General features: G+C 48.1%; 21 protein-coding genes. 17 read left to right on the top strand and 4 right to left on the bottom strand.

All coding sequences use genetic code 11. The annotated features are described in order from the left end of the window. Window positions 1-95 precede the first annotated feature (95 nt). The 15 genes from LOZ80_RS24135 (at window position 96) to LOZ80_RS24065 (ending at window position 14,906) form a co-directional block, all read left to right on the top strand. Complete coding sequence (locus LOZ80_RS24135) at window positions 96-902, top strand: alpha/beta hydrolase (RefSeq protein WP_238167073.1); 807 nt, start codon at window positions 96-98, stop codon at window positions 900-902. Beyond that, entirely contained in the window at window positions 895-1,695 is an 801-nt protein-coding gene (pxpB, locus tag LOZ80_RS24130; protein ID WP_337950973.1) for a 5-oxoprolinase subunit PxpB, read from the top strand. The genes LOZ80_RS24135 and pxpB overlap by 8 nt, the downstream gene beginning before the upstream one ends. Further along, window positions 1,685-2,668, top strand: coding sequence for a 5-oxoprolinase subunit C family protein (locus tag LOZ80_RS24125; RefSeq protein WP_238167072.1), 984 nt, complete (start codon window positions 1,685-1,687; stop codon window positions 2,666-2,668). Before pxpB ends, LOZ80_RS24125 begins: the two co-directional genes overlap by 11 nt. A gap of 19 nt (window positions 2,669-2,687) precedes the next feature. Next, the gene (locus LOZ80_RS24120) at window positions 2,688-3,452 is read left to right on the top strand and encodes a LamB/YcsF family protein (RefSeq protein ID WP_283214696.1); all 765 of its coding nucleotides are present in this window, start codon (window positions 2,688-2,690) and stop codon (window positions 3,450-3,452) included. Window positions 3,453-4,033: 581 nt separating this feature from the next. Beyond that, on the top strand, window positions 4,034-4,321 hold the full coding sequence (locus tag LOZ80_RS24115; RefSeq protein WP_189012704.1) for a CD3324 family protein: 288 nt from the start codon (window positions 4,034-4,036) through the stop codon (window positions 4,319-4,321). 103 nt (window positions 4,322-4,424) lie between these two features. Further along, window positions 4,425-5,243 carry a helix-turn-helix domain-containing protein gene (locus LOZ80_RS24110; protein WP_238167071.1) on the top strand — a complete coding sequence of 273 codons (819 nt, stop codon included), beginning with the start codon at window positions 4,425-4,427 and terminating at the stop codon, window positions 5,241-5,243. A 110-nt stretch (window positions 5,244-5,353) separates the two neighbouring features. Further along, complete coding sequence (locus tag LOZ80_RS24105; RefSeq protein ID WP_238167070.1) at window positions 5,354-6,331, top strand: Gfo/Idh/MocA family protein; 978 nt, start codon at window positions 5,354-5,356, stop codon at window positions 6,329-6,331. Between the two features lie 44 nt (window positions 6,332-6,375). Further along, a complete protein-coding gene (locus tag LOZ80_RS24100) occupies window positions 6,376-7,206 on the top strand; it encodes a sugar phosphate isomerase/epimerase family protein (RefSeq protein WP_238167069.1) in 831 nt (276 codons plus the stop codon). Between the two features lie 183 nt (window positions 7,207-7,389). Then, entirely contained in the window at window positions 7,390-7,764 is a 375-nt protein-coding gene (locus LOZ80_RS24095; protein ID WP_238167068.1) for a response regulator, read from the top strand. A gap of 50 nt (window positions 7,765-7,814) precedes the next feature. Then, a complete protein-coding gene (locus tag LOZ80_RS24090) occupies window positions 7,815-9,563 on the top strand; it encodes a response regulator (protein ID WP_238167067.1) in 1,749 nt (582 codons plus the stop codon). A 58-nt stretch (window positions 9,564-9,621) separates the two neighbouring features. Next, window positions 9,622-12,057, top strand: a complete 2,436-nt coding sequence (locus tag LOZ80_RS24085; protein ID WP_238167066.1) for an EAL domain-containing protein — start codon at window positions 9,622-9,624, stop codon at window positions 12,055-12,057. Between the two features lie 46 nt (window positions 12,058-12,103). Continuing rightward, window positions 12,104-12,568, top strand: coding sequence for a nickel-responsive transcriptional regulator NikR (gene nikR / locus LOZ80_RS24080; protein WP_189012697.1), 465 nt, complete (start codon window positions 12,104-12,106; stop codon window positions 12,566-12,568). A 41-nt stretch (window positions 12,569-12,609) separates the two neighbouring features. Beyond that, window positions 12,610-13,014 (top strand): DUF2203 domain-containing protein, encoded by a 405-nt coding sequence (locus LOZ80_RS24075; RefSeq protein WP_238167065.1) that lies wholly within the window; start codon window positions 12,610-12,612, stop codon window positions 13,012-13,014. 14 nt (window positions 13,015-13,028) lie between these two features. Then, window positions 13,029-14,681, top strand: coding sequence for a copper resistance CopC/CopD family protein (locus tag LOZ80_RS24070; protein WP_238167064.1), 1,653 nt, complete (start codon window positions 13,029-13,031; stop codon window positions 14,679-14,681). Window positions 14,682-14,720: 39 nt separating this feature from the next. Then, window positions 14,721-14,906 (top strand): hypothetical protein, encoded by a 186-nt coding sequence (locus LOZ80_RS24065; protein ID WP_238167063.1) that lies wholly within the window; start codon window positions 14,721-14,723, stop codon window positions 14,904-14,906. A 92-nt stretch (window positions 14,907-14,998) separates the two neighbouring features. On the opposite strand, the gene glsA is transcribed toward LOZ80_RS24065, so the two are convergent. Next, the gene (gene glsA / locus LOZ80_RS24060; RefSeq protein ID WP_238167062.1) at window positions 14,999-15,952 is read right to left on the bottom strand and encodes a glutaminase A; all 954 of its coding nucleotides are present in this window, start codon (window positions 15,950-15,952) and stop codon (window positions 14,999-15,001) included. A 33-nt stretch (window positions 15,953-15,985) separates the two neighbouring features. Beyond that, the gene (locus LOZ80_RS24055; protein ID WP_238167061.1) at window positions 15,986-16,906 is read right to left on the bottom strand and encodes an aldo/keto reductase; all 921 of its coding nucleotides are present in this window, start codon (window positions 16,904-16,906) and stop codon (window positions 15,986-15,988) included. A gap of 132 nt (window positions 16,907-17,038) precedes the next feature. Here LOZ80_RS24055 and lepB point away from each other — a divergent pair, with 132 nt between their 5' ends. Beyond that, on the top strand, window positions 17,039-17,560 hold the full coding sequence (lepB, locus tag LOZ80_RS24050) for a signal peptidase I (RefSeq protein ID WP_238167060.1): 522 nt from the start codon (window positions 17,039-17,041) through the stop codon (window positions 17,558-17,560). A gap of 254 nt (window positions 17,561-17,814) precedes the next feature. Here lepB and LOZ80_RS24045 read toward each other — a convergent pair whose 3' ends face one another. Both LOZ80_RS24045 and LOZ80_RS24040 read right to left on the bottom strand, forming a co-directional pair. Next, window positions 17,815-19,464, bottom strand: a complete 1,650-nt coding sequence (locus tag LOZ80_RS24045) for an MDR family MFS transporter (RefSeq protein WP_283214695.1) — start codon at window positions 19,462-19,464, stop codon at window positions 17,815-17,817. 30 nt (window positions 19,465-19,494) lie between these two features. Continuing rightward, on the bottom strand, window positions 19,495-19,923 hold the full coding sequence (locus LOZ80_RS24040; protein WP_238167059.1) for a MarR family winged helix-turn-helix transcriptional regulator: 429 nt from the start codon (window positions 19,921-19,923) through the stop codon (window positions 19,495-19,497). Between the two features lie 525 nt (window positions 19,924-20,448). Here LOZ80_RS24040 and pheS point away from each other — a divergent pair. After that, window positions 20,449-21,483, top strand: a complete 1,035-nt coding sequence (pheS, locus tag LOZ80_RS24035) for a phenylalanine--tRNA ligase subunit alpha (protein WP_238167058.1) — start codon at window positions 20,449-20,451, stop codon at window positions 21,481-21,483. Window positions 21,484-21,504 lie beyond the last annotated feature (21 nt).

The following is a 21,504-nucleotide window of genomic DNA, read 5'->3' as shown; positions in this document are numbered from 1 at the left end:
GAAGATCAGCTCCTTATTATAAATAGACTCTTTGCTACTTGGTTAAGATTGGATATTATTATCTTAGTACGAAAATCAAATAAGGGGGTTTCACAATGAGTGGAAATGAAACAATTGAATTATGGCCCGGAGCATCCGCAGGCAGCATCGGTGAGGAGAACCAAGGATGTCCGAGTTTGACCTTATATCCTGTTGCCAAAGAAGGCTTGAGCTCTGCCGTTATAGTATGTCCTGGCGGTGGTTACTCTAGGCGTGCCGAGCATGAAGCGGGTCCTATTGCCAAATGGCTGAATGGGCTGGGGATTGCTGCCTATGTTCTCAACTACCGCGTGGCTCCGCACGAGCATCCGCTTCCCCTGCAAGATGCGCAGCGGGCTATCCGGACGGTGCGGCACCATGCCGGAGAATGGGGCATAGATCCGAACCGAATCGGTATTCTCGGCTTCTCCGCAGGCGGTCATCTTGCTTCCTCGGCAGGTACCCATTATGATGCGGGAAATGAAATGTCAGAGGATCCAATTGATAGACACAGCAGTCGACCAGATGCGATGGTACTATGTTATCCAGTAATTACGTTCGACGGAGAGTTTGCCCATGTGGGTTCGATGCATAACCTTTTGGGACAAACACCAGATCCTGAGCTGGTAACGCTGTTATCCAATGATCAACAAATTACCAAAGATACGCCGCCTACGTTCCTCTGGCACACAGCCGACGACGCGGCTGTTCCTGTAGAAAACAGTTTGTTATTTGCTGCGGCGCTTAGCCGGAACAAAGTTCCTTTTGACCTCCATGTGTACGAGAGCGGGCGTCATGGGATTGGCTTGGCTGAAGATCATACAGAGGCTTATCAATGGCCGGAAACATGTGCAAACTGGCTGAAAAAGCAGAACTTTGCCTAAATCAATGCACTCTGATCGTTATAACTATCAGCCGCTTGGCGATTCAGCCCTTGTGATTCAACTAGGGACAAGCATCGACGTAGCCCAACTGGAGCGAATTAGCCGGCTGGCGGTCCATATAGAAAACAACCGATTTACTGGCTTTATCGAGCTCGTTACCGCTTATACAACAATTACAATCTATTATGACAGCTTGCTGATCTACGAGCAGAATCTGGCTGGCAAGGCAGTAAGGGGCGCGCTGCGCGCCAAAATAGCGGAAACAGAGCTCCCCTACGACATTGTTTGCCAACATATCGACCGGTTGTTGATGAGTTTTGAATATGAGAATGAGACATCTACACACAAAACTGAGGAAATTATAAATATACCTGTTTGTTATAGTGAGCAGCACGGTCCTGATCTTGCAGCTGTTGCAGCTTTTCACCAACTATCGCAGGAGGCAATTATTCATCTACATACTTCGCGGACTTATCCTGTCTTCATGATCGGCTTTGCGCCAGGCTTTCCGTATTTAGGCGGATTGGATGAGAGGCTTGCGACGCCGCGGAAATCGCAGCCAAGAATCCGGATACCTGCGGGATCAGTGGGCATTGGCGGCAAACAAACAGGCATATACCCTTTTGAAACGCCAGGGGGCTGGAACTTGATCGGCCGTACGCCGCTTGATCTATTTCGACCCCAGGATGACCCGCCATCTTTGCTGAAGGCCGGGAATCTCGTGCGATTTGTCGCTATTACGGAAGAGCAGTTTGAAGCGTCAATGGAAAGGAAGCAAATCTATGGGCTTTGAGGTTAGCAAGCCTGGACTGCTTTCAACCTTGCAGGATGAAGGACGTTTTGGATTTCGCAAATACGGTGTTATCGCCTCAGGTCCTATGGATTCTTATGCGCATCGGACGGCCAACATACTTGTTGGCAACAAGGCAGATGCCAGTACATTGGAAATGACCCTGTCAGGTCCGACTCTGACAGCGCAAAAGGACATGGTAATCGCGATATGCGGAGCTGATATGGAAGCTGAGATCGACGGAACTTCCATGCCATTGTGGCGTCCATTCAACATCTATCAGGGTGAGCAGTTGGCTATTCATTATGCCAGACAAGGCTGCAGGGCTTATTTGGCTGTTAGCGGAGGTTTTGAGGGCCGATCGGTGCTCGGCAGCCAAAGCACGTATTTGCGAGCAGGATTAGGCGGTTATGAAGGAAGAGGGCTTCAAGCTGGCGATCAGTTGAATGTTGGTGAAGGTGAAGTTAAAAGGCTCGCTGGTAATCAACCTGTGGGAGCAGTGAGTACGCTTATACGCCCGCCATATGAGGAGAATCCTACGCTGCGAGTGACATGGGGAAAAGAGGCTGCTCATTTCACGGAGGAAAGTCGATGGCAGTTTGCTGCTCAAGGGTTTATGGTGACACCGCAATCCGATCGTATGGGCTATCGTTTGAAGGGGGACCACCTCTGTATGAAGGAAGCATCTCCTGAAATGATATCCGAAGCCGTCGTCCAAGGGACGATTCAGGTGCCTGCAGGAGGACAACCGATTCTGTTGATGGCGGATTGTCAGACGACTGGCGGTTATCCGCGTATCGCCCATGTCATTACAGCGGATCTTCCGCTGGTGGCTCAAGTAAAGCCGGGCGGAACGATCCGTTTCGAGGTAGTCAGCCACCGGGAAGCGCAGGAGCAGCTTCTCCTGCAAGCGATGGATTTGCGGCTTTTGGAAGCAGGAATGCAGGCTTGGTACCAAGATCACGGTATCACGTAAATAAAAGGAGGACGGCCGAGTGGAGAGGCTGCGTATTGATTTGAACTGCGATATGGGCGAGGGCTTCGGCGCTTATCGCCTAGGCCGTGATGCGGAGCTGCTTGACTACGTCAGCTCCGCGAACATCGCCTGCGGGTTCCATGCAGGCGATCCGGCCACCATGCGCAGCACCGTGCAGCTGTGCTTGCGCAAAGGCGTTGCGATCGGGGCCCATCCGGGCCTGCCCGATCTGCAGGGCTTCGGGCGGCGCGAGATGGCGATCACGCCTGCCGAGGCTTACGAGCTGACGCTGTATCAGCTCGGAGCGCTGCAGGCGTTCGTCCACGCCGAAGGCGGACGCCTGCAGCATGTCAAGCCGCATGGCGCGCTCTATCACATGGCCGCGAAGCGCCATGAGCTAGCCGCCGCCATCGCGGCTGCGACCCTGAGCGTCAGCGCGGAGCTGACGCTGTTCGGCCCGCCCGGCAGCGAGCTGCTGCGGGCGGGCGCCGCCGCGGGGCTGCGAACCGCGAGCGAGGCTTTCGCCGATCGCAGCTACCAGCGCGACGGCACCCTGACGCCCCGCGATCAGCCGGGGGCGCTGCTGCACAGCGCCGCGGATGCGGCGGCGCAGGTGGTCAGGCTCGTCCGCACGGGGAAGGTCCTCTCCCTGGAGGGAGAGGATCTGAGCTTGCAGGCGGACACGATCTGTCTCCACGGCGACGGCGCCCATGCCGTGGCGTTCGCCCGGGATATCCGCAGCTTGCTGAACAGCAGCGGGATAGCTGTTATGGCGCTCGGTTAGATTCATTTCCCATTAGGAAAGAATCAATATAACGATTCTTTCACTTGAGAACAAGCTGGGAATATGAGTAAATAGAGATGTAGCCGGCCGGCTGATTCCTGACGAAAGGAGTGATCAAGGTGATTACAACACAAACAGAGGTGATCTCTGCGTAAGCAGAGGTCACTGTTCCAAACGGGGGCCGCAAGGCCTCCGCATTAAATTTACTTAACGAGTAGACAGCGAGACGCTTTTTACATATAATAAAAAATGTGAACACGAAGTGAACACAAAAAGTAAGAATTGACTATGTTTTCCAATCCAAATTAGGTGAAAGGAGTGTTTTTTAATGAACACAATGAAAATGACAGTAGCGATGATTGTTGCGGCCGCCGCAGAGGTACTCGTCTCCTAACTGAATATCATTCGTGGAATAACCGTTCACCTGAATTGTATAATTGCATATACAACCGACAGGCACGATTATGATCGTGTTTTTTTTATTCCATTTTTTGAGAATGGTAGGAGGTTAAGGGGCGATGAATACTCTCTGCAAATCAGTCAAAGTTTAGCTTTGCACAATTTGAGGAGGTTTTCATACCATGAGTTACAAGAACGGGAAGGACGTTCTTCCCCCTAACCTATTAAAACAATTACAAGAATATATCCAAGGTGAAATCGTATATATCCCTAAGAAAGAGCAAAAACGCGCTGGATGGGGAGAAAATAATGGAACACGCATCATCATTGAGCGTCGAAATCAAGAGATTTTCCGGCTGTACCAAACCGGCTCCACCGTTATGGAGTTGATCAAAGTCTTTCATTTGTCAGAAGACAGCATCCGCAAAATTATTGTCAAGACACGTGAAATCAGTGTAAGTCAGGTTTAGCAGCAGCATCCCATGCGATGCTGCTTTTTTTTGTTGTATGATGGATAATAAAAAGAAGAAGCAAACGAACGCGACAAATGGCTTTGGAGGTGGCGTGAGCCCAATGAAAGATGAGCTGGATATCCGCAGTTTTATCGGCACCCATGATGATAATTTTTATGATGAAGGATTTCACAGTCATCCCGCCGTTGAAGTTAGTATTGTACTCGAAGGAAGGGCCTTGTTCGAGTGGACAAAGCGAAGCTATATGGAGGCAGGGCACATCGTTATCATTCCATCCAGCTTGCCGCACCGTTTCGAGGCGGTAACCAGAGTGCGGTTCGGGGTTATTCTGCTCCAGGGCGCCCCTCCGAATGTGATGGAGCTGTTAGGGAAGCTGGGTTGCGCCAGCGATACGGGAGGAGCTGCGGACAGCCAACCGGTATTTCTGGCTTTATCCCGGCTGGACAAGGAAAGGCTTGAGCGTTTGTTCCGGGAATGGCTCCGCATGAAGGCTTCGTTCCTCAAAGAAAAGCACGCGAACTATATGGCTTGGATGGAAGTGCTGCTGCTTTTTTTGCTGGAGCACTCGCAGCAGGATTTGCAAGGAATGACCGTAACCAAGGCGGCTGACTACATGCGTGAAAATTTACAGGGATCTGTTCACATATCAGATTTGGCCGAAATGGCCGGTTTTACAGAGCCGGCGTTTCGCCGCGTTTTTGAACAAATGTATGGGGTTAGTCCCAAACAGTATCAGCAACAGTGCCGTTTGCAAGAAGCCAAATGGCTGCTGAGTTCAACCGATAAAGATATCCGCGAAATTGCGGAACAAATTGGATTTTATAGACTGCATTCCTTTTCCCAATGGTTTAAGGAACAAGAAGGAATTCCGCCTACCGTTTGGCGTAAAAGTGAGCGTATGCAGAACGGCCCGGTGTAAGACGAGTTGCGTTTTGCGTAAATTGCGGTTCGGTTTCCCTAAATACAAGTGCTGGTTGATTCGATATGCTAAGGGTGTAGTCGTAAATAGGGTCTGGGAGGGCACAACAAATGGAAAAAGTAAGAATTGGATTTTTTGGTGTAGGCGGCATGGCAGAATACCACATGAAAACTTTGCAGCAGATTGAAGACGCAGCGATCACGGCCGTCTGTGATCTCAACAAGGCTCGGGCTTCGGAGATGGCGAACCAGTTTGGTGCCAAAACTTACGAAACATTGGAAGAAATGCTGGATGCGGGCGTTATTGACGCGCTTTATATATGTACACCGCCTTTTGTAAGGGAAGGGATTGAAGAGGCGGCCGCGGCGCGGGGCATTCATCTGTTATCGGAGAAGCCGATCGGCTTGCAAATGGCGGAGGTGCGCCGCAAAGAGCAGATTATTCGCGAATCCGGGATTATTCATTCATCCGGCTATTGCTTGCGCTATCTGGACACCGTTCAGCAGGCCAAACAATATTTGGCAGATAAACAAGTCGATATGGTGCTTGCCTACCGAATTGGCGGTATGCCCGATGTAGGCTGGTGGAGGCTTATGGACCGTTCTGGCGGCCAACTGGTGGAGCAGTCTACGCATCAAGTTGACTTGGTTCGTTATTTGGCTGGTGAATTTGATTTTGTGGAGGCGAATTACGCGCAGCGTCATATTCAACGTAATTACCCGGAAGCAACGGTGTATGATGTAGGCATCGTGTCATTCGGACTGCGCAGCGGAGCGCTAGGCACGATCAGCAACACCAGCTTGTCGCGTCATGTGGGACGAGGGGATGTCGAGTTTTTCGGGCATGACTTCTATGTGTCAGTGAGCGGAATGACCCTCAGAATCGTGGATGACACACAGGATATTACCGTAACGTCGGAGATGGATTTCTATCTCGAACAGAATCGGGCATTTGTCGCCGCGGTGAAGAGTGGGCGGCAGGAACTTGTGCTTGGCGACTATTCGGAAGCGGCCGTGACCCTCGAAGTCACCTTGGCAGCGAATGAGTCGGCGGAAGCGAAGCGAAGAATTGTTATTCCGGCAGTTTAATTTTGCCATGTGATCTGTCCTGAACGATTCCGAGGAGGTTGGTTATGTTAAAAGGTGTTAATCAATGGTGTTTCCCAGAAGGTACACCGCTTGAGCAAATATTTAAGATCAGCCGTGAAGCCGGTTATAACGCAGTTGAATTGAATGTTAATCCGTTAGGCGATGTAGGTTTGACTATGGAAACAACGGCATCTGAAGCCGAGGCAATCGGACGCTTGGCCAAGACGTACGACATTCAGCTGCGAAGCTTGTCTACCTCATTGTTGTGGCATAGCCCGCTTTCCTCTGCCGACGCCGTTTTACGGGAACAAGGACGCCGAGTTGTCGAGAAACAGCTTGAGCTCGCGGAGCTGCTCGGCATCGATACGGTACTGGTTGTGCCGGGAGCTGTTAATGAGGAGACTTCCTACGATGAGTGCTACGATCGCAGCCATGCGGAACTCGCTCTGCTGGTCCAAGAAGCTGAGAAACGCCGCGTGCGCATAGGCATCGAAAACGTATGGAATAAGTTTCTGCTGTCACCGCTTGAAATGCGTGCCTATGTCGATGATTTGCAATCCTCCTTTGTCGGTGTATATTTTGATGTGGGCAATATTTTGCATAACGGTTATCCGCAGCAGTGGATTCGGATTCTTGGATCCCGTATTTTCAAGGTCCATGTGAAAGATTATCGACCAAACGTCGGCAATGGCCATGGCTTTGTGCCGCTGCTCGCGGGCGATGTCAATTGGGCTGAGGTTCGGTCGGCTCTGGGAGAAATCGGCTATACGGACACCGTGACGGCTGAAGTCGGTTTATATGCACATAGTCCGCTTCAGACGGTTTATGACACTGCACGTCACTTGGACGTTATTCTAGGTGGAGCAGCACGATAACACAGCGAAATCATCAGTGGTTCCTGGAGAATTACATAAAGGTTGCGAATAGAAGCTGTCCTGGGAGGTTGAACCTTGGGGCAGCTTTTTTTGGCGCTTAGGCTGGGAAACGAACATAATAGTACCTTGCTTCGACACAAAATGATATAATTAGTGGAAATTAAACAGGTTAAGGAGAACACCATGTCTGTATACAAAATATTGCTTGCTGATGACGAATTCGCACTTCGTTTTTTGCTTACGGAGACACTTTCCGATGAAGGGTATGCCATTACAGAGGTTGAAGACGGTCAACAGGCGATTGAACAGCTGGAGAAAGAAACGTTTGATTTAATTATTCTTGATTATATGATGCCGGAGCGCACAGGTGTTGAAGTTTGTGAGTGGCTGCGGCAAAGCGATAATGTCAATCGCCAGCTGCCGGTTATTTTATTAACGGCTAAAGCGCTGGATAAAGATAAAGAGAAAGCCAAAGCTGCTGGCGTAACGACTTATATCGTAAAACCATTCAGCCCCATTCAACTTCTGGATACAGTTGGACAATTACTGAAATCTTAGTACGAACCATATAGAGCTAGTTATTATGTAAAAAGGGTGATTGTCTGGACATGAGCAATAACAATCTGGAGACAACGAAGGACTCAAAGTCGGAAGCGGATAGAGATGAGAGAATTCTCAAAACGGGGAGAAAACTATTCATCCGTGAATTCGAGAAACAGCTTAAACAACTCCAATCCCATCTTGAGGCCATTCAAGCAGCTCCTGCATCGGAAGATTTAGAGCGATTCTATCGAATTATTCATACACTCAAGGGCAGCTCGCCAATTTTTGGCTATGTGCGGATCGGCAAGCTTGCCGAAGATCTGGTTCATCTGTGGGAATGGACGCAATCGATGGAAGGGGAGGGAGCCGCTATTCTGCTGCCCAATTCTCCGATCCAAGAGAGCGTAGAACGGAGCAAGCCCATCCTTCGCCAAATGAATATGGAGTATGATATCGCGCTAACTGAAATGCAGCTGGATGAGCAGCAGGATCCGAGCAGCGCCTCCATGCTGGGTTCGCTCAAGAGCAGGCTGCTGCTCGTTGATGATGATGAAGTGCTGCGTTCCTATTTGACCCGTCGGCTGCAACTGGACGATTGTGTCGTTGACGAAGCGGCTGATGTAGATTCCGCTATCAAATTATTGCGTCAACATACGTATGATCTAGTTATCCTGGACCTTATGATGCATCCTCAATCCGGCTACGAGCTCTTTGAGTATCTCAAGGAAGATCCGACGTTGAAATGGCTGCCGCTCATTGTTTTATCAGGACGCAATGATTTGCAAGATAAAGTTCGATGCTTTCACCTCGGTGCCGATGATTATGTGACCAAACCGTTTCAATATGAAGAATTGGCGGCGAGGATCTATGGGTTGCTCAAAAGAACCAAAAATTTCGAGCAGCTCGCTTTCCGCGATCCGCTGACAGGCGTGTTTAACCGCCGATATTTCGATTTGCAGATCGAGATGGAGCTTCAGCGTATCGATCGTTATCCAGCACCGATTTCTTTGGTGTTTATTGATATCGATTGCTTCAAGAAAATTAATGATACTTACGGACACCACGTGGGGGATCTGGTGCTGCAAGGCTTAGCGCATCTTCTGCAGGTGAATTTGCGTTCAACGGATTTGCTTGCGCGTTTTGGCGGAGAAGAGTTCGTAATTGCTCTGCCAAGTACATCATTAGAACAAGCGATAGCAACTATGCGGGACATTTTAGACAAAGTACGTTCCAAACCAGTAGCCCAATATGGGGGGCAAGCCTTCTCGATTACTTTCTCAGCGGGCGTTTCCGAGTGGCGAACTGGAATGACCGTAGCAGAATGGGTGTCCAAAGCGGATGAGGCCATGTATCAAGCGAAGCAGCAAGGCAGGAATCGCATCATGGCTGCTTCTTTATTAGATGAGGTCAATCCCAAATTGGCAGCGGCACAGACCCAGAAGAAGAGTCTGCTAATTGTGGATGATGATCCCATTTTACGAGCGATTCTTACCTCTCATTTAGAGCATTTGCCCATTACCATTACGCATGCTGCTGACGGTGAAAAAGCGCTGGATTTGTTCCGGAGCCAGCATTTCGATGCTTGTATTCTGGATGGGATGATGCCTAAGCTGGATGGCTTTACCTTATTGGAGCAGCTAAAGAAGGATGCTCATTTGATACAGGGAGAAATGAAAGTGCTCATGCTGTCAGGTAAGAAAAAGGAAGATGATGTAGTCAGAGGTTTGCACATGGGTGCTGATGACTATATGACGAAGCCTTTTTCGCTTGTTGAACTGGAAGCGCGTGTCAAGAAACTTATGAATTTGGTATAGAGACTGGGAGTACAAGAGCCAGAGTACTGTAAATGGATTGAAATGAGGAATTATATAGATGGAACATGTACACGGATCTTATGACATGGAACTGGTCATTTTTTCTTACATAGTTGCCGTACTAGCTTCTTACACGGTACTTGATTTAGTAGACAAGATAAGCAACGCTAGAGGACGATACAAAGGGCTATGGCTGTTGTTTGGCGCAATTGCCATGGGAATGGGCATATGGTCCATGCATTTTGTGGGCATGCTCGCTTTTTCGTTGACGGTTCCGATAGCTTACGATTTGTCAACCGTTATTCAATCCGTGCTCGTGGCGATTGTTGCTTCTTTTGCTGCTCTTTACGTTGTGTGTCGCAATGAATTGACATGGCGTCAATTGCTATTGGCTGGGGCCCTGCTGGCAACGGGGATTTCGGCTATGCATTATATTGGCATGGCAGCCATGGAGATCGATATTACCTATCGACCTGTTTATGTGGTTCTTTCCATCGTCATTGCCATTGTGGCATCTATCGCGGCATTGTGGTTGTCTTTTTATTTCCGTCAAGGCACAGGTTCGCGCAAAATATGGGAGAAACTGGGCAGTGGTCTGATTATGGGGGCTGCCATTGTCGGGATGCATTATACTGGCATGCAAGCAGCGCAATTCCATTTGGGCATGAAATCAACCTTATCGGCAGGCATGGTGCTGGATCAGAAATTTCTTGCCTACTTCATTATTGGCGGCACTATGTTAACGCTAGGGCTGTCCTTATTCGGTATTTTCATCTCCAATCGCTTAACGCGCAAAGATACAGAGCTGCTGGAGAATGAGAAATGGTATAGATCCCTGTTTGAGAACAATCAGGACGGCATCATTACGGTGGATCTTAATTATCGTATAAAAGGATTCAACTCCGCGATCACGAAACTAACCGGCTTGTCGAACGAATGGTTCCAGAATCAAAGCATAAGCAGCTTGTATCCCCTTATTGTGCAAGAAGATCAGGAACGAACAAGGGAGTTCTTGCTAAGATCGCTTGGTGGAGAAATCCAACGATATGAAACGGTTATCGTCCATCAAAACGGGGACAACGTGAATGTTAGTGTCATTAATGTACCCGTCATCCTGGATGGTAAAGTGGTCGGCAACAATATTATTGCGCGGGATATCACGATGGAGAAGCAAGCCAAGGACCGAATTGAGCATCAAGCTTATCATGATGAGTTGACAGGCATGCCAAACAGGCGCATGTTTAATCAGGTTCTTACGCAAATGATTGAAAGCAAGCCCAAATCGTTCGCTGTGATGGTCATGGATATCGATCGTTTCAAAATGATTAACGATTCGCTTGGGCATACCTATGGCGACTTGTTTCTTCAAGAGATGTGTGAACGAATTCAACAAAGCATAAGTGGTTTCCAAGTCATTCTGGCAAGAATGGGCGGGGATGAGTTTACATTGCTCTATGAAAATGACAATTCTGAGGACATAACTGCGTTGGCGGAACGCATTATTCGCGTCATCGCTTTGCCGTACCGATTGAAAGAAAATGATTTCTATGTCACAGCAAGCATCGGCATAGCGCAGTTTCCGTTTGATGGCGTAGACGCTGTTCAATTGCTGAAAAATGCGGATACCGCGATGTACGAAGTGAAGAAGAATGGGAAAAATGGGTTCCAATTCTACAGCCATGAATTAAACGAGCATTTACAAGAGAAGATCGAATTGGAAAATGATTTGAGAAAAGCGATTCCAAACGATGAATTATTTGTTTATTATCAGCCTCAAATCCGTACAGGAGATAGCCAAATGATTGGCGTTGAGGCGCTGGTTCGTTGGGGACATCCAACTAAAGGCACGATTTCGCCCGGCGTCTTCATACCGATTGCAGAAGAGACAGGGATGATCTATGAGTTGGGCACCTGGGTGCTTCGTGAAGCTTGTCGCCAGATGAAGCAATGGCACGACGCAGGAGGACCGCTTATTCCCGTCTCTGTCAACCTGTCCACTCAACAATTCCATCAAAGCCATTTGATTGATTACATCAAAGACATTCTCGAAGAAACCGGGCTGGAACCTCAATATCTGGAACTGGAAATTACAGAAAGCATGATGATGGATCCTACGATTTCCAGCCATATTTTGAATGAGTTAACGGCTTATGGCATACGGATTAGCTTGGATGATTTCGGGACAGGCTACAGTTCTCTTAGTTATTTGAAGCTGCTTCCCATTCATAAGCTGAAAATAGACCGTTCGTTTATTCGGGATATTACCGAGAACGAGAACGATAAAGCTATTGTGTCCACGATTATTTCAATGGCCCAATATTTGAAAATGGATGTTATTGCAGAGGGCATCGAAACCAAGGAGCAGCTTGATATTTTGATGGATAATGATTGCCAAAAGATACAGGGGTATTACTTCAGTCGGCCTTTGCCAGCTGATGAGGTAGAGGATGTGTTTTTCGCTCCAATGCGTCTTAAAGAGAAGAATTCGGTATAGGGCCGTTAGAGCAGGGGAATAAGTAAGCCCGAGAGGAGATTGACCGATGTCTGAGAAAGAAGCACTGGTGCGGTTCGGCATCTCTATGCCGCAATCTCTTATTGAACAGTACGACAGACTAATTGCCTTACAGGGCTATGATAATCGCTCGGAAGCTATACGGGATCTTACACGCAAAGCGCTGCTCACTTCAAGCAGCATGCAGCCGGATGAAAACGTAGCGGGAACGATTGTGATGGTTTATGATCACCATGTCAGCGATTTGCCCATCACCTTAATGGAGCTGCAGCATGAGTATCACCATGCGATTATTTCTACGATGCATATTCATTTGAATCATCAGCAATGCCTGGAAATCTTGGTTGTTCGGGGCAAAGTGCATAAATTACGCGAACTGCAGCAGCGGATACAGGTACTGAAAGGCGTCGGTTACGCCGAACTTTCAGTCACACATGTAGATGAGCATGGACATGCTCACGGAGAACCTCACGACCATACGCAGAACTCGTAGTTCATCTATTTTTTTGTTAGAATTAGGCATGGAGGTGTGATATGTCTGTTAAAAAATGGTTTAGTCTAGAAGAGGCGAATGCCATGCTCCCTTTTGTCGACCAAGAGTTGAAGAAGATGCAGGCATTGAAACAGCAGTTTGAAGAGAAATATGTAGAGCTTCGTGACATGAAAAACGAACTTGCCGAGAAACCGCACAAGGAGAAAGATCCTTTTTTCGTGATGGAAGCCGAACTGGAATTTATTCAGATCGAGGCCCGCGGACTCATACAGAATTTCCAAACGACCGGTGTTGAGCTCAAGGATATAGAAACAGGACTGGTTGATTTCCCGTCAATGCTAGAAGGACATGAAGTCCTGCTTTGCTGGAAACAAGGAGAGGACAGAATTCGGTATTATCACAGCAAAGAAGATGGATTTGCTGGGCGGAAACCGATTTCGGAGTAAAGGACCTAATGATCATGTTGAAACCCATAAAACGCGCATACCCGCGCTTCATACTCATGCCTGCCATGCTGATCGCGATGTTGATGATCATGCTCTTGAGCGTTGCCATTGCTCCGCAGAGCGTATCCGCCCATGCCTCATTAGTACAGGCTGTTCCAGAAGAAGGCGCGAAGCTGGAAAGTTCTCCTCCGCAAGTAACGGTGACCTTCAACGAGCCGTTGGATGCAGGACTTTTTTATATTAAAGTGTTCAATCATGACGGCGAAGAAATTACGAAAAGCAAAGCGCATTTGAACAAAACACAGACCGGCTTGGAGCTTGATTTACCTAAGCTTTCCGAAGGTGTTTACTTGATCAGCTACCATGTCATTTCGGCTGACGGGCATCCGGTTGGCGGCAGTTATCCGATCACGATCGGCAATCCGCCACAAGAGGATACACTGGATTTACCTACGGCTCATGCGGGCCACGATCATGGTGGGGGCCCTTTGACAACGAAAGAACTGCTGCAATATGCTTCACGCGGCCTATGGTATTTGATGATATTAGCTTTAACTGGCTGGGTCATTTGGTTGCGTCTTCCTGGTGTCAGCAGCTTAGAAACTCGTAAGACACTTTCAGCATGGACGCTTAATCTCCAAAGAGCGCAACTGGTAGGGCTGTTGTTTCTAATTTTCACCCATGTAGAGGATTTGCTCGGCGGCGGTGGAACGGAAGAACTGTGGCAGCTGTTCAGTGCAACGAATATCGGCATTTCTTGGGTGCTGCTGCTTGTTCTATCCTTCCTGGGATTTGCGCTCGTAGGCAGATGGAAGTGGTTCGATGTCATATGGCCAATAAGCTTGCTTGTTGTAAAAAGTTTCAGCGGACACGCGGCTTCTTTTTCGCCATTATGGGCAACAATTGGGCTCGACTTTATTCATCTGGTCGGTGCAGCATTATGGGTAGGGGGCTTAATCCTCCTCTACGTGAAATGGCGTCAGAAAGATACGGCATTGAGCACCTATATGCAAAAATTTTCGAATATGGCTTTGATTTCAATCCTTGTTCTTACCCTATCCGGAGCAGCTTCGGTGCTATTGTTCCTGCCCAACTTGCGTTACTTGCTGTACTCGACTTGGGGTATTCTGATGCTAGTTAAAGTTGGAGCCGTTGTGCTCGTCATGATCCTTGGTCTTGTTATTCGGCTGTATATGCGCCAAAAGAAAGCGGAACGCTCTTTCATCTGGGTGAGGCTGGATCTTACGCTCATGGTTGTCATCGTATTGCTGGTGGGAATTATTACCTATTTGGCGCCAATCCCGGTGAACGAGCCGCTGCAGTGGCATCAGATGGGGGAAAAGGTTCATGTATCTGCCGATATTACGCCGAAAATACAAGGAACCAATAATTTTGTGGCGAAAGTGTTCCTTCCGGAAAATAGCGGAAAACCCAAACAAGTTCTGATGATATTGCATTATACCGACGATGCGGAAATCGCACCGATCTCGGTCCCTCTAGCGCTTTATGAAGACAAGACGCAAGAAGAATCGTATGGTTTCGCCAAGTTCAGCTACAAAGCGGTGGGGGCTTACCTGCCATTCAGAGGGAATTGGGATCTGGAGATGCGCGTTATGGATCCTGACGATAATGAAACGGTTTACCACAAGACGTTCATTGTTTATTGATGGAAGGGCATTTCATATACGAGAAAGCAGGTGGCTGCCATGGCTTGGATAACAATGCTGCATCGAGAGCAATTGTCTGTGAAGTTGGATGATAAAGATGAAGCAGCTTTATTGGAAGTCAACGACGGGGGCATTGCTCCCAGCTATGTCACAGTTAGACTGAGTGAGCATGAGATTGACGAATTGATTGAAGCGCTGCAAAGAATTAAACAAGCGATCCTGTAGAACGCACATAGAGGCTGTCCCCAAGGTTGGAAACCTGGCGGACAGCCTCTATTTTGTTTCGGAATGAACGAAGTAACGAACACAGATTTGCTTTAAAACAGACTCCAGTCGAACTCCTGGGACAGCTTGCCCAGCAGATGAACGCCTGCCGTGCTGTTGCCCTTGCGATTCAGGGGAGGACTCACAACACCGATGCCGAACTTGCCAGGCACCATCGAGAGAATGCTGCCGGAAACGCCGCTTTTGGCTGGGATGCCAACATTCATGGCGAATTCACCGGAGGCGTTGTACATCCCGCAAGTAAACATGAACGTCTTGGCGATTTGGACGAATCGCCGCGGGATCAATCGTTGATTGCGAATCGGATCAACGCCGTTGTGGGCCAGAACAAGCGCCATTCTAGCCAAGTCTGTGCAATTGACTTCGATGGAGCAATGGCTGAAATAGGTGCGCAGCACGTCGTCGACCTCGCTGTCGAGTACGCCATTGTCTTTGAGGAAATAGGCCAAAGACCTATTGCGGTGCGCCGTATCAGACTCTGATTGGAACACCGCCTGATTGATTTCAAGTGTCGGATTATGTGCGACCTCACGAAAAAATTGCAGAATCCGCACAACCTGCTCAGCTGAATCCTTGCCTGCAATCAAGGAAGAAATCGCAATGGCCCCCGCGTTTATCAGCGGGTTAAATGGAATTCCGGGCTCGACAAGTTCCAGCTTGAGCATGGAATTGAAATCGTCACCTGTAGGCTCCATGCCTACCTTGGAGAATACGACCGCTTCGCCTCGATCCATCAAGGCCATAATCAGTGTGAAGACTTTGGAAATGCTTTGCAGCGTGAAGCGAAAGTCAGAATCACCAGCGACGGCGGTAAGCCCGCCTGCATCCATGATGCAGATTCCTAATACATCAGAGGGTGCGTTCGCAAGCTCAGGAATGTAGGAAGCAACGTGACCATCCGTTGTATGTTTTTGGCTGTCGGCCACCCACTCGGCCAAATGGCTGGTGAGCTGCTTCCAAGATTGTTCTTCTATGTGGTGACTCATCTTGAGGTCCATTCCTTCCTAAATGGCGAATTCCTAAGCTTTCCAGGCTTGCGGATGGTTATCACTGATAAGTTCTGTGGCGCTTGCATTGGCAACGACCTGCTCTGGCGTCTTGCAGCCCGGGATCACGGTTGTGACCGCGTCATGTTTCAGACACCAAGCGAGCGCCCATTTGGCCATATCCATGCCAGGCGGCACTTCTTCTTGCTGAATGCGCTGCACTTCTTCCAGCTTGAGCTTCACGCTGTCGGCATCGTGGCGATGGCGCACATCGGTGTTGCTGAACACGGCGCCTGGTTTATATTTGCCGCTCAAATAACCGCTTGCCAGCGGAACGCGGGCCAGAACACCAAGGTCCTGACTCGTGCAAGAAGGGAAGACCAACTCTTCAGGAGCTCGATCCAAGCGGTTATAGACAACTTGGATCGCCTTCGAGTTGACTTTCGTCGAGCCTTCCGTTTGATGAATATTGGCGTTGCTGCCAATGGAAGTCCCGAGATGACGGATTTTACCGGCTTGGACTTGTTTGTCCAGCGTCGTCCAGAGAAGATCGTTATCAAATAAATTATCTGGTCCGGAGTGGAATTGATATAAGTCTATGTAGTCCGTTTGCAATGATTTTAGAGAATCATCCAACTGCTTAATCACACCATCCGCACTGAAATCATCCGTTCGGGTGAACAAATCATGGAAATGGTGACCGAATTTCGTAGCTACAATCCACTTTTCACGATTGCGGCGGGATAAGTAATTACCGATTAACGATTCGGATAAATGATCGCCATAGCATTCCGCGGTATCGATTAAATTGATGCCCAGATCAGCTGCCTGATCGAGAATCGCATCAGCTTCCGCCTGTGTGTAGGTAAGTCCCCATTCTCCACCGAATTGCCAAGTGCCAACACCAACAATGGAAACTTTCAAATCGGTTTTTCCAAGTCTGCGATATTTCAAGATTATCACTCTCCTATATAGTCTCCAACCTCATTATACAACAAACTTTTATTTTATATTAATGTTGAATCGCTTGAAATCGTCTACTGTATAGTGAGACATTCATCATCTTAAGAAGGGGGTCAGTTACCTATGAACAAGATTGTGAAAACCATCAAAGAGTGGGGGCCTAGCGTCCTGGTCGCTGTCTTCGCTTCCCTGATCATTAATACGTATGTAGCACAGGCGGTTACAGTTCCTACAGGCTCTATGCTGCCAACCATTCAGCTCAAGGACGAGTTGATCGTGGAGAAAATGAAGGGGTTAACGGACTTCAGCTTCGGGGATATCGTCGTCTTCTGGCCGCCGCTCGCGGGTAATAAGGATCGCTACGTGAAGCGTTTGATAGGACTGCCTGGCGACACCATAGAAATCAAAGACGGAAGCCTTATTCGCAATGGTCAAAAGGTAGATGAGCCCTATGTGAAATCTGCGATGACCTACACGTTCAAGCAAGTGACTGTTCCAGCAGGAAACTATCTGTTCTTGGGTGACAACCGCAACGAGAGCTACGATTCCCATATGTGGCCAACCCCTTTTGTACCTGAAAAAGATTTGATCGGCAAAGCGGTTTTCCGGTTGTTTCCGTTGAATCATATGGGTACGATTGATTAAGGGCCTCCAAAGACAGCTATTCCCGAAAATGAGCCTCCAATTGCTCGAATAAGAGCTTTTAGGGGCTCTTATTTCTATATTTGGAGAAGCTTTGAGGGAATTGCTTGGAGTTAAGAGCCTCCAAAGACTGCTATTCCTCAAAATGGGCGGCTTTTGGTGCGTTTAAGAGCTTCTAGAGACTCTTATTGGGGATAGGGAAGAAAAGAGAAGAGGCTGCCCCCAGGTAGTACCATGGGAGACAGCCTCTTCTTCATTTAGGCAATACCAGGCGACATTTCTTTCTCGTCTTGTGGTTTTTTGGACTTGCGGTCAGACACCTTGATGTTCCCAATGAAGAAGGTAAGCACAGCGCCTAATAACACGAACACTAGTCCTACAATGAACACTTGGTGAAGGGAAGTCACCAAAGCATTTTTGAGAATAGGCAGCATATGCTCGACGAATTCTTTGGGCATTTGAGCCAATGTTTCCGGACTGAGCAGAGAGGAATACAAAGCTTGCGGGTTCGTATGAACCATCCCTGTCATTTGATCCGCCAATTGACTGGCTTCTGCAGGCAACTGCTTCACTACAGGAAGCAAATCTTGTTCCAACAATACGGTAGATTTATGGTTCATAATCGCACCGAGAATCGTCATACCGAAAGTACCGCCGATTTGACGGAAGAATTGGCTGGAAGAGGTCACCACGCCAAGCTCGGATTTCGGAAAGCTTTCTTGCAAAGCGAGTGTCAAGATCGGCATAACCAGACCCATGCCTAGACCAAGAATAAGCATATAGCTGGACGCAATTAATTTGGTTGTGCTAATGCCCATCGTACTGAGGAAATAGAAACCTACCGCCATAATAATCATACCGACAAGCATTTGCCGCTTAACTCCGACTTTATGGATGAATTGGCCGGAAACAACGCTGGCTGCAATCATCGTAATCATGAGCGGAGTCATAACCGTGCCGGATGCAGATGCACTAATGCCGACAATCCCTTGCATGAAGAGTGGAACGAACATGATGGCACCGAACATGCCGACAGCCATAAGGAAACCTACACCGTTAATGGTGGAGAAAGTTCTATTTTTGAACAATCGTACGGGTAATATAGGTTCTTGGGCTTTACTTTCAATGAATACGAACGAAACCAAGGATACGACGGCAACCGCAATCAAGCCAATGATTTGCCAAGAGGACCAAGCATAATCTTTACCGCCGAACGTTAAGGCAAGCAATAAGCTGACAACCCCGAGAACCATTGTGAAAATCCCCGGAATATCGAATTTTACTTTACCAACAGCTTTGTGCTTAGGCAGTGCGATCGCGATTAAAATAACGGCAAGGATACCAACCGGAAGGTTAATGTAGAACACCCAGCGCCAGTTCCAAGCATCAACGATCCAACCGCCAACTTGAGGACCGATTACAGAAGACAAACCGAAGATGGCTCCAAAAACACCCTGCCATTTGGCACGTTGCTTACCGGTGAACAAATCACCGATAATAATCATCGCCATCGGCATCATAATACCGCCGCCAAGACCTTGCAAGCCGCGGAATAAAATAAGTTCCGTCATGTTCTGGGACATCCCGCAGAGTGCGGAAGCTCCGATGAAGATAACTAAACCTGTGACATAGATGACGCGTCGGCCGATCAAATCGGCGAGTTTACCTGCAATTGGAACAACAACCGTCGATGTCAGCATGTAGGCTGTTGTCAGCCAAGCCATGAGACCAAGTCCGCCAAATTCGCCGACGATCCGCGGCATAGCTGTACCAACGATGGTGCCGTCCAAGGCGCCGAAAAGCATGGCGATGATGAGCCCTGTCAGCAGCAAACCGCGATTTTTGAGTTCGGGCGATGTTTCTGCTTCAATGGAATCGGTAGAAGATGTTTTTTGAATACTTTCCATGTTGTATCACTCCTTATAAGAATAAAATAATTAATAAAATGAATTGAGCTGTTCAAATGCACTAACAAGAACATGTCGATCTTCCGGAGTAAGTTGGGATAGTCCGCGGGCAATAATGTCCCTCTGAACATCCTCAGTAAGCTTGATAATAGCTTTCCCTGTATCCGTCACTTCAACCAACACGATGCGTCGATCGGTCTCATGATGCTTGCGAACAACATGCCCGCTTTGGACAAGACGATCGATCATAACCGTGATGGCACTAGGTTTGACTCCCATCTTCTCGGCAAGATGCGTTTGTTTGGGCATGCCTTCTTTGGCAATCATGAACAGTAGGAATAACTGCGGTCTGGTTAAGTCTGTATGCAACTGACTCAGTACAGCCATGCTTATTTTACGGTGAGTCGTTTCGAGCGTTGTACGGAAGCGATCGGTGTAGGCGAGCAAATCATCTTCCATGGCAAAACCTCCTCAAACATTTCACTAAATTCTGAATATTTAAACAATGAAATGATTATATAAGTTAATAGTTAAACTGTTTAAATAAAATATACGCCGATCTTTTTTTGAAGTCAACAGGAATTTTTACCTTATAAGGCGAGTTCAACTTGCATCTCTAACGTATCTTGCATATAATTACTGGTACATATACGTGAAAAATGCTTTGACGGAGAAGAGTACGCAGTGCTTCTTGACAGGGAGGGAACGCCGAAGATTGAGAGCGATCCCCGAGAATCAGGCTGCTGAAGTTCGCTCCCGAGCAGTCCTTTGAACGGAATCCGCCACGCGGCTTCTAAGTAGAGGGAACCGGACACATCGTCCGTTATCTGGAATGAAGTGAGATTCGCTTTTACGGCTTTATTGGCCCGGTAGCGCAATCTAATTAGGGTGGTACCACGGCTTTTCGTCCCTTGCGAGGGAGCGGAAAGTCTTTTTTGTGTTTTCATTTCGGGTGACAGAGGGCCTAAATCAGGAGGGATTGCTATGAAAGAGCGGTTAGAAGCTTTGAAGCTAGAAGCGCTGCAAGAATTAAGCGGTGTCCAAAGTCAGCAGGAGCTGAATGATTTACGTATTAAATATTTAGGGAAAAAGGGACCATTAACCGAGGTTTTACGCGGTATGGGCGCTTTGAGTGCAGAAGAAAGACCTGTGATCGGTCAAGTGGCGAATGATGTTCGCGCAGCGATTGAAGCTGTGATTGAAGAAAAGCAAGCCGCATATCAACAGCAAGAAACCGAAAACAGATTGCGAGCAGAAATGATTGACGTTACATTGCCAGGACGCCCGTCGCAGCAAGGCGCTGTGCATCCGCTCAGCAAAGTGATTCAAGAGATTGAAGATATCTTCATTGGCATGGGTTATACCGTCGCTGAAGGTCCGGAAGTAGAGCAGGACTACTACAATTTCGAGGCCCTTAACTTGCCCAAAGATCACCCTGCGCGCGATATGCAGGATTCCTTCTACATCACAGACGAGATTCTGATGCGTACACAAACATCACCGGTACAAGTCAGAACAATGGAGAAACGCCAAGGGGAAGTTCCGATCAAAATCATTTGTCCAGGCAAAGTATATCGCCGCGATGATGATGATGCGACACATTCCCATATGTTCACCCAAATCGAAGGTTTGGTCATCGACCGCAACGTAAGAATGAGCGACTTGAAAGGAACATTGCTTCAATTCGTTCAAGAAATGTATGGCAAAGAAACACGTATCCGCTTGCGCCCAAGCTTCTTCCCGTTCACCGAGCCAAGCGTTGAAGTAGATGTCAGCTGTGCGATGTGCGGCGGCGAGGGCTGCCGGACTTGTAAGCAAACAGGCTGGTTGGAGATTCTCGGAGCGGGTATGGTGCATCCCCGCGTACTCGAGATGGGTGGTTATGATCCGAAAGAATATACCGGTTTTGCCTTCGGAATGGGCGTAGAGCGCATTGCAATGCTGAAATACGGGATTGAAGATATTCGTCACTTCTATACCAATGATTTGCGTTTCTTGAAGCAATTTTTACACTTGTAAACAATAGGAAAAGGAGGGGTT

Source organism: Paenibacillus sp. HWE-109, from assembly GCF_022163125.1.
Lineage (GTDB): Bacteria > Bacillota > Bacilli > Paenibacillales > NBRC-103111 > Paenibacillus_E.
This window is presented reverse-complemented; position numbering and strand designations above follow the sequence as displayed.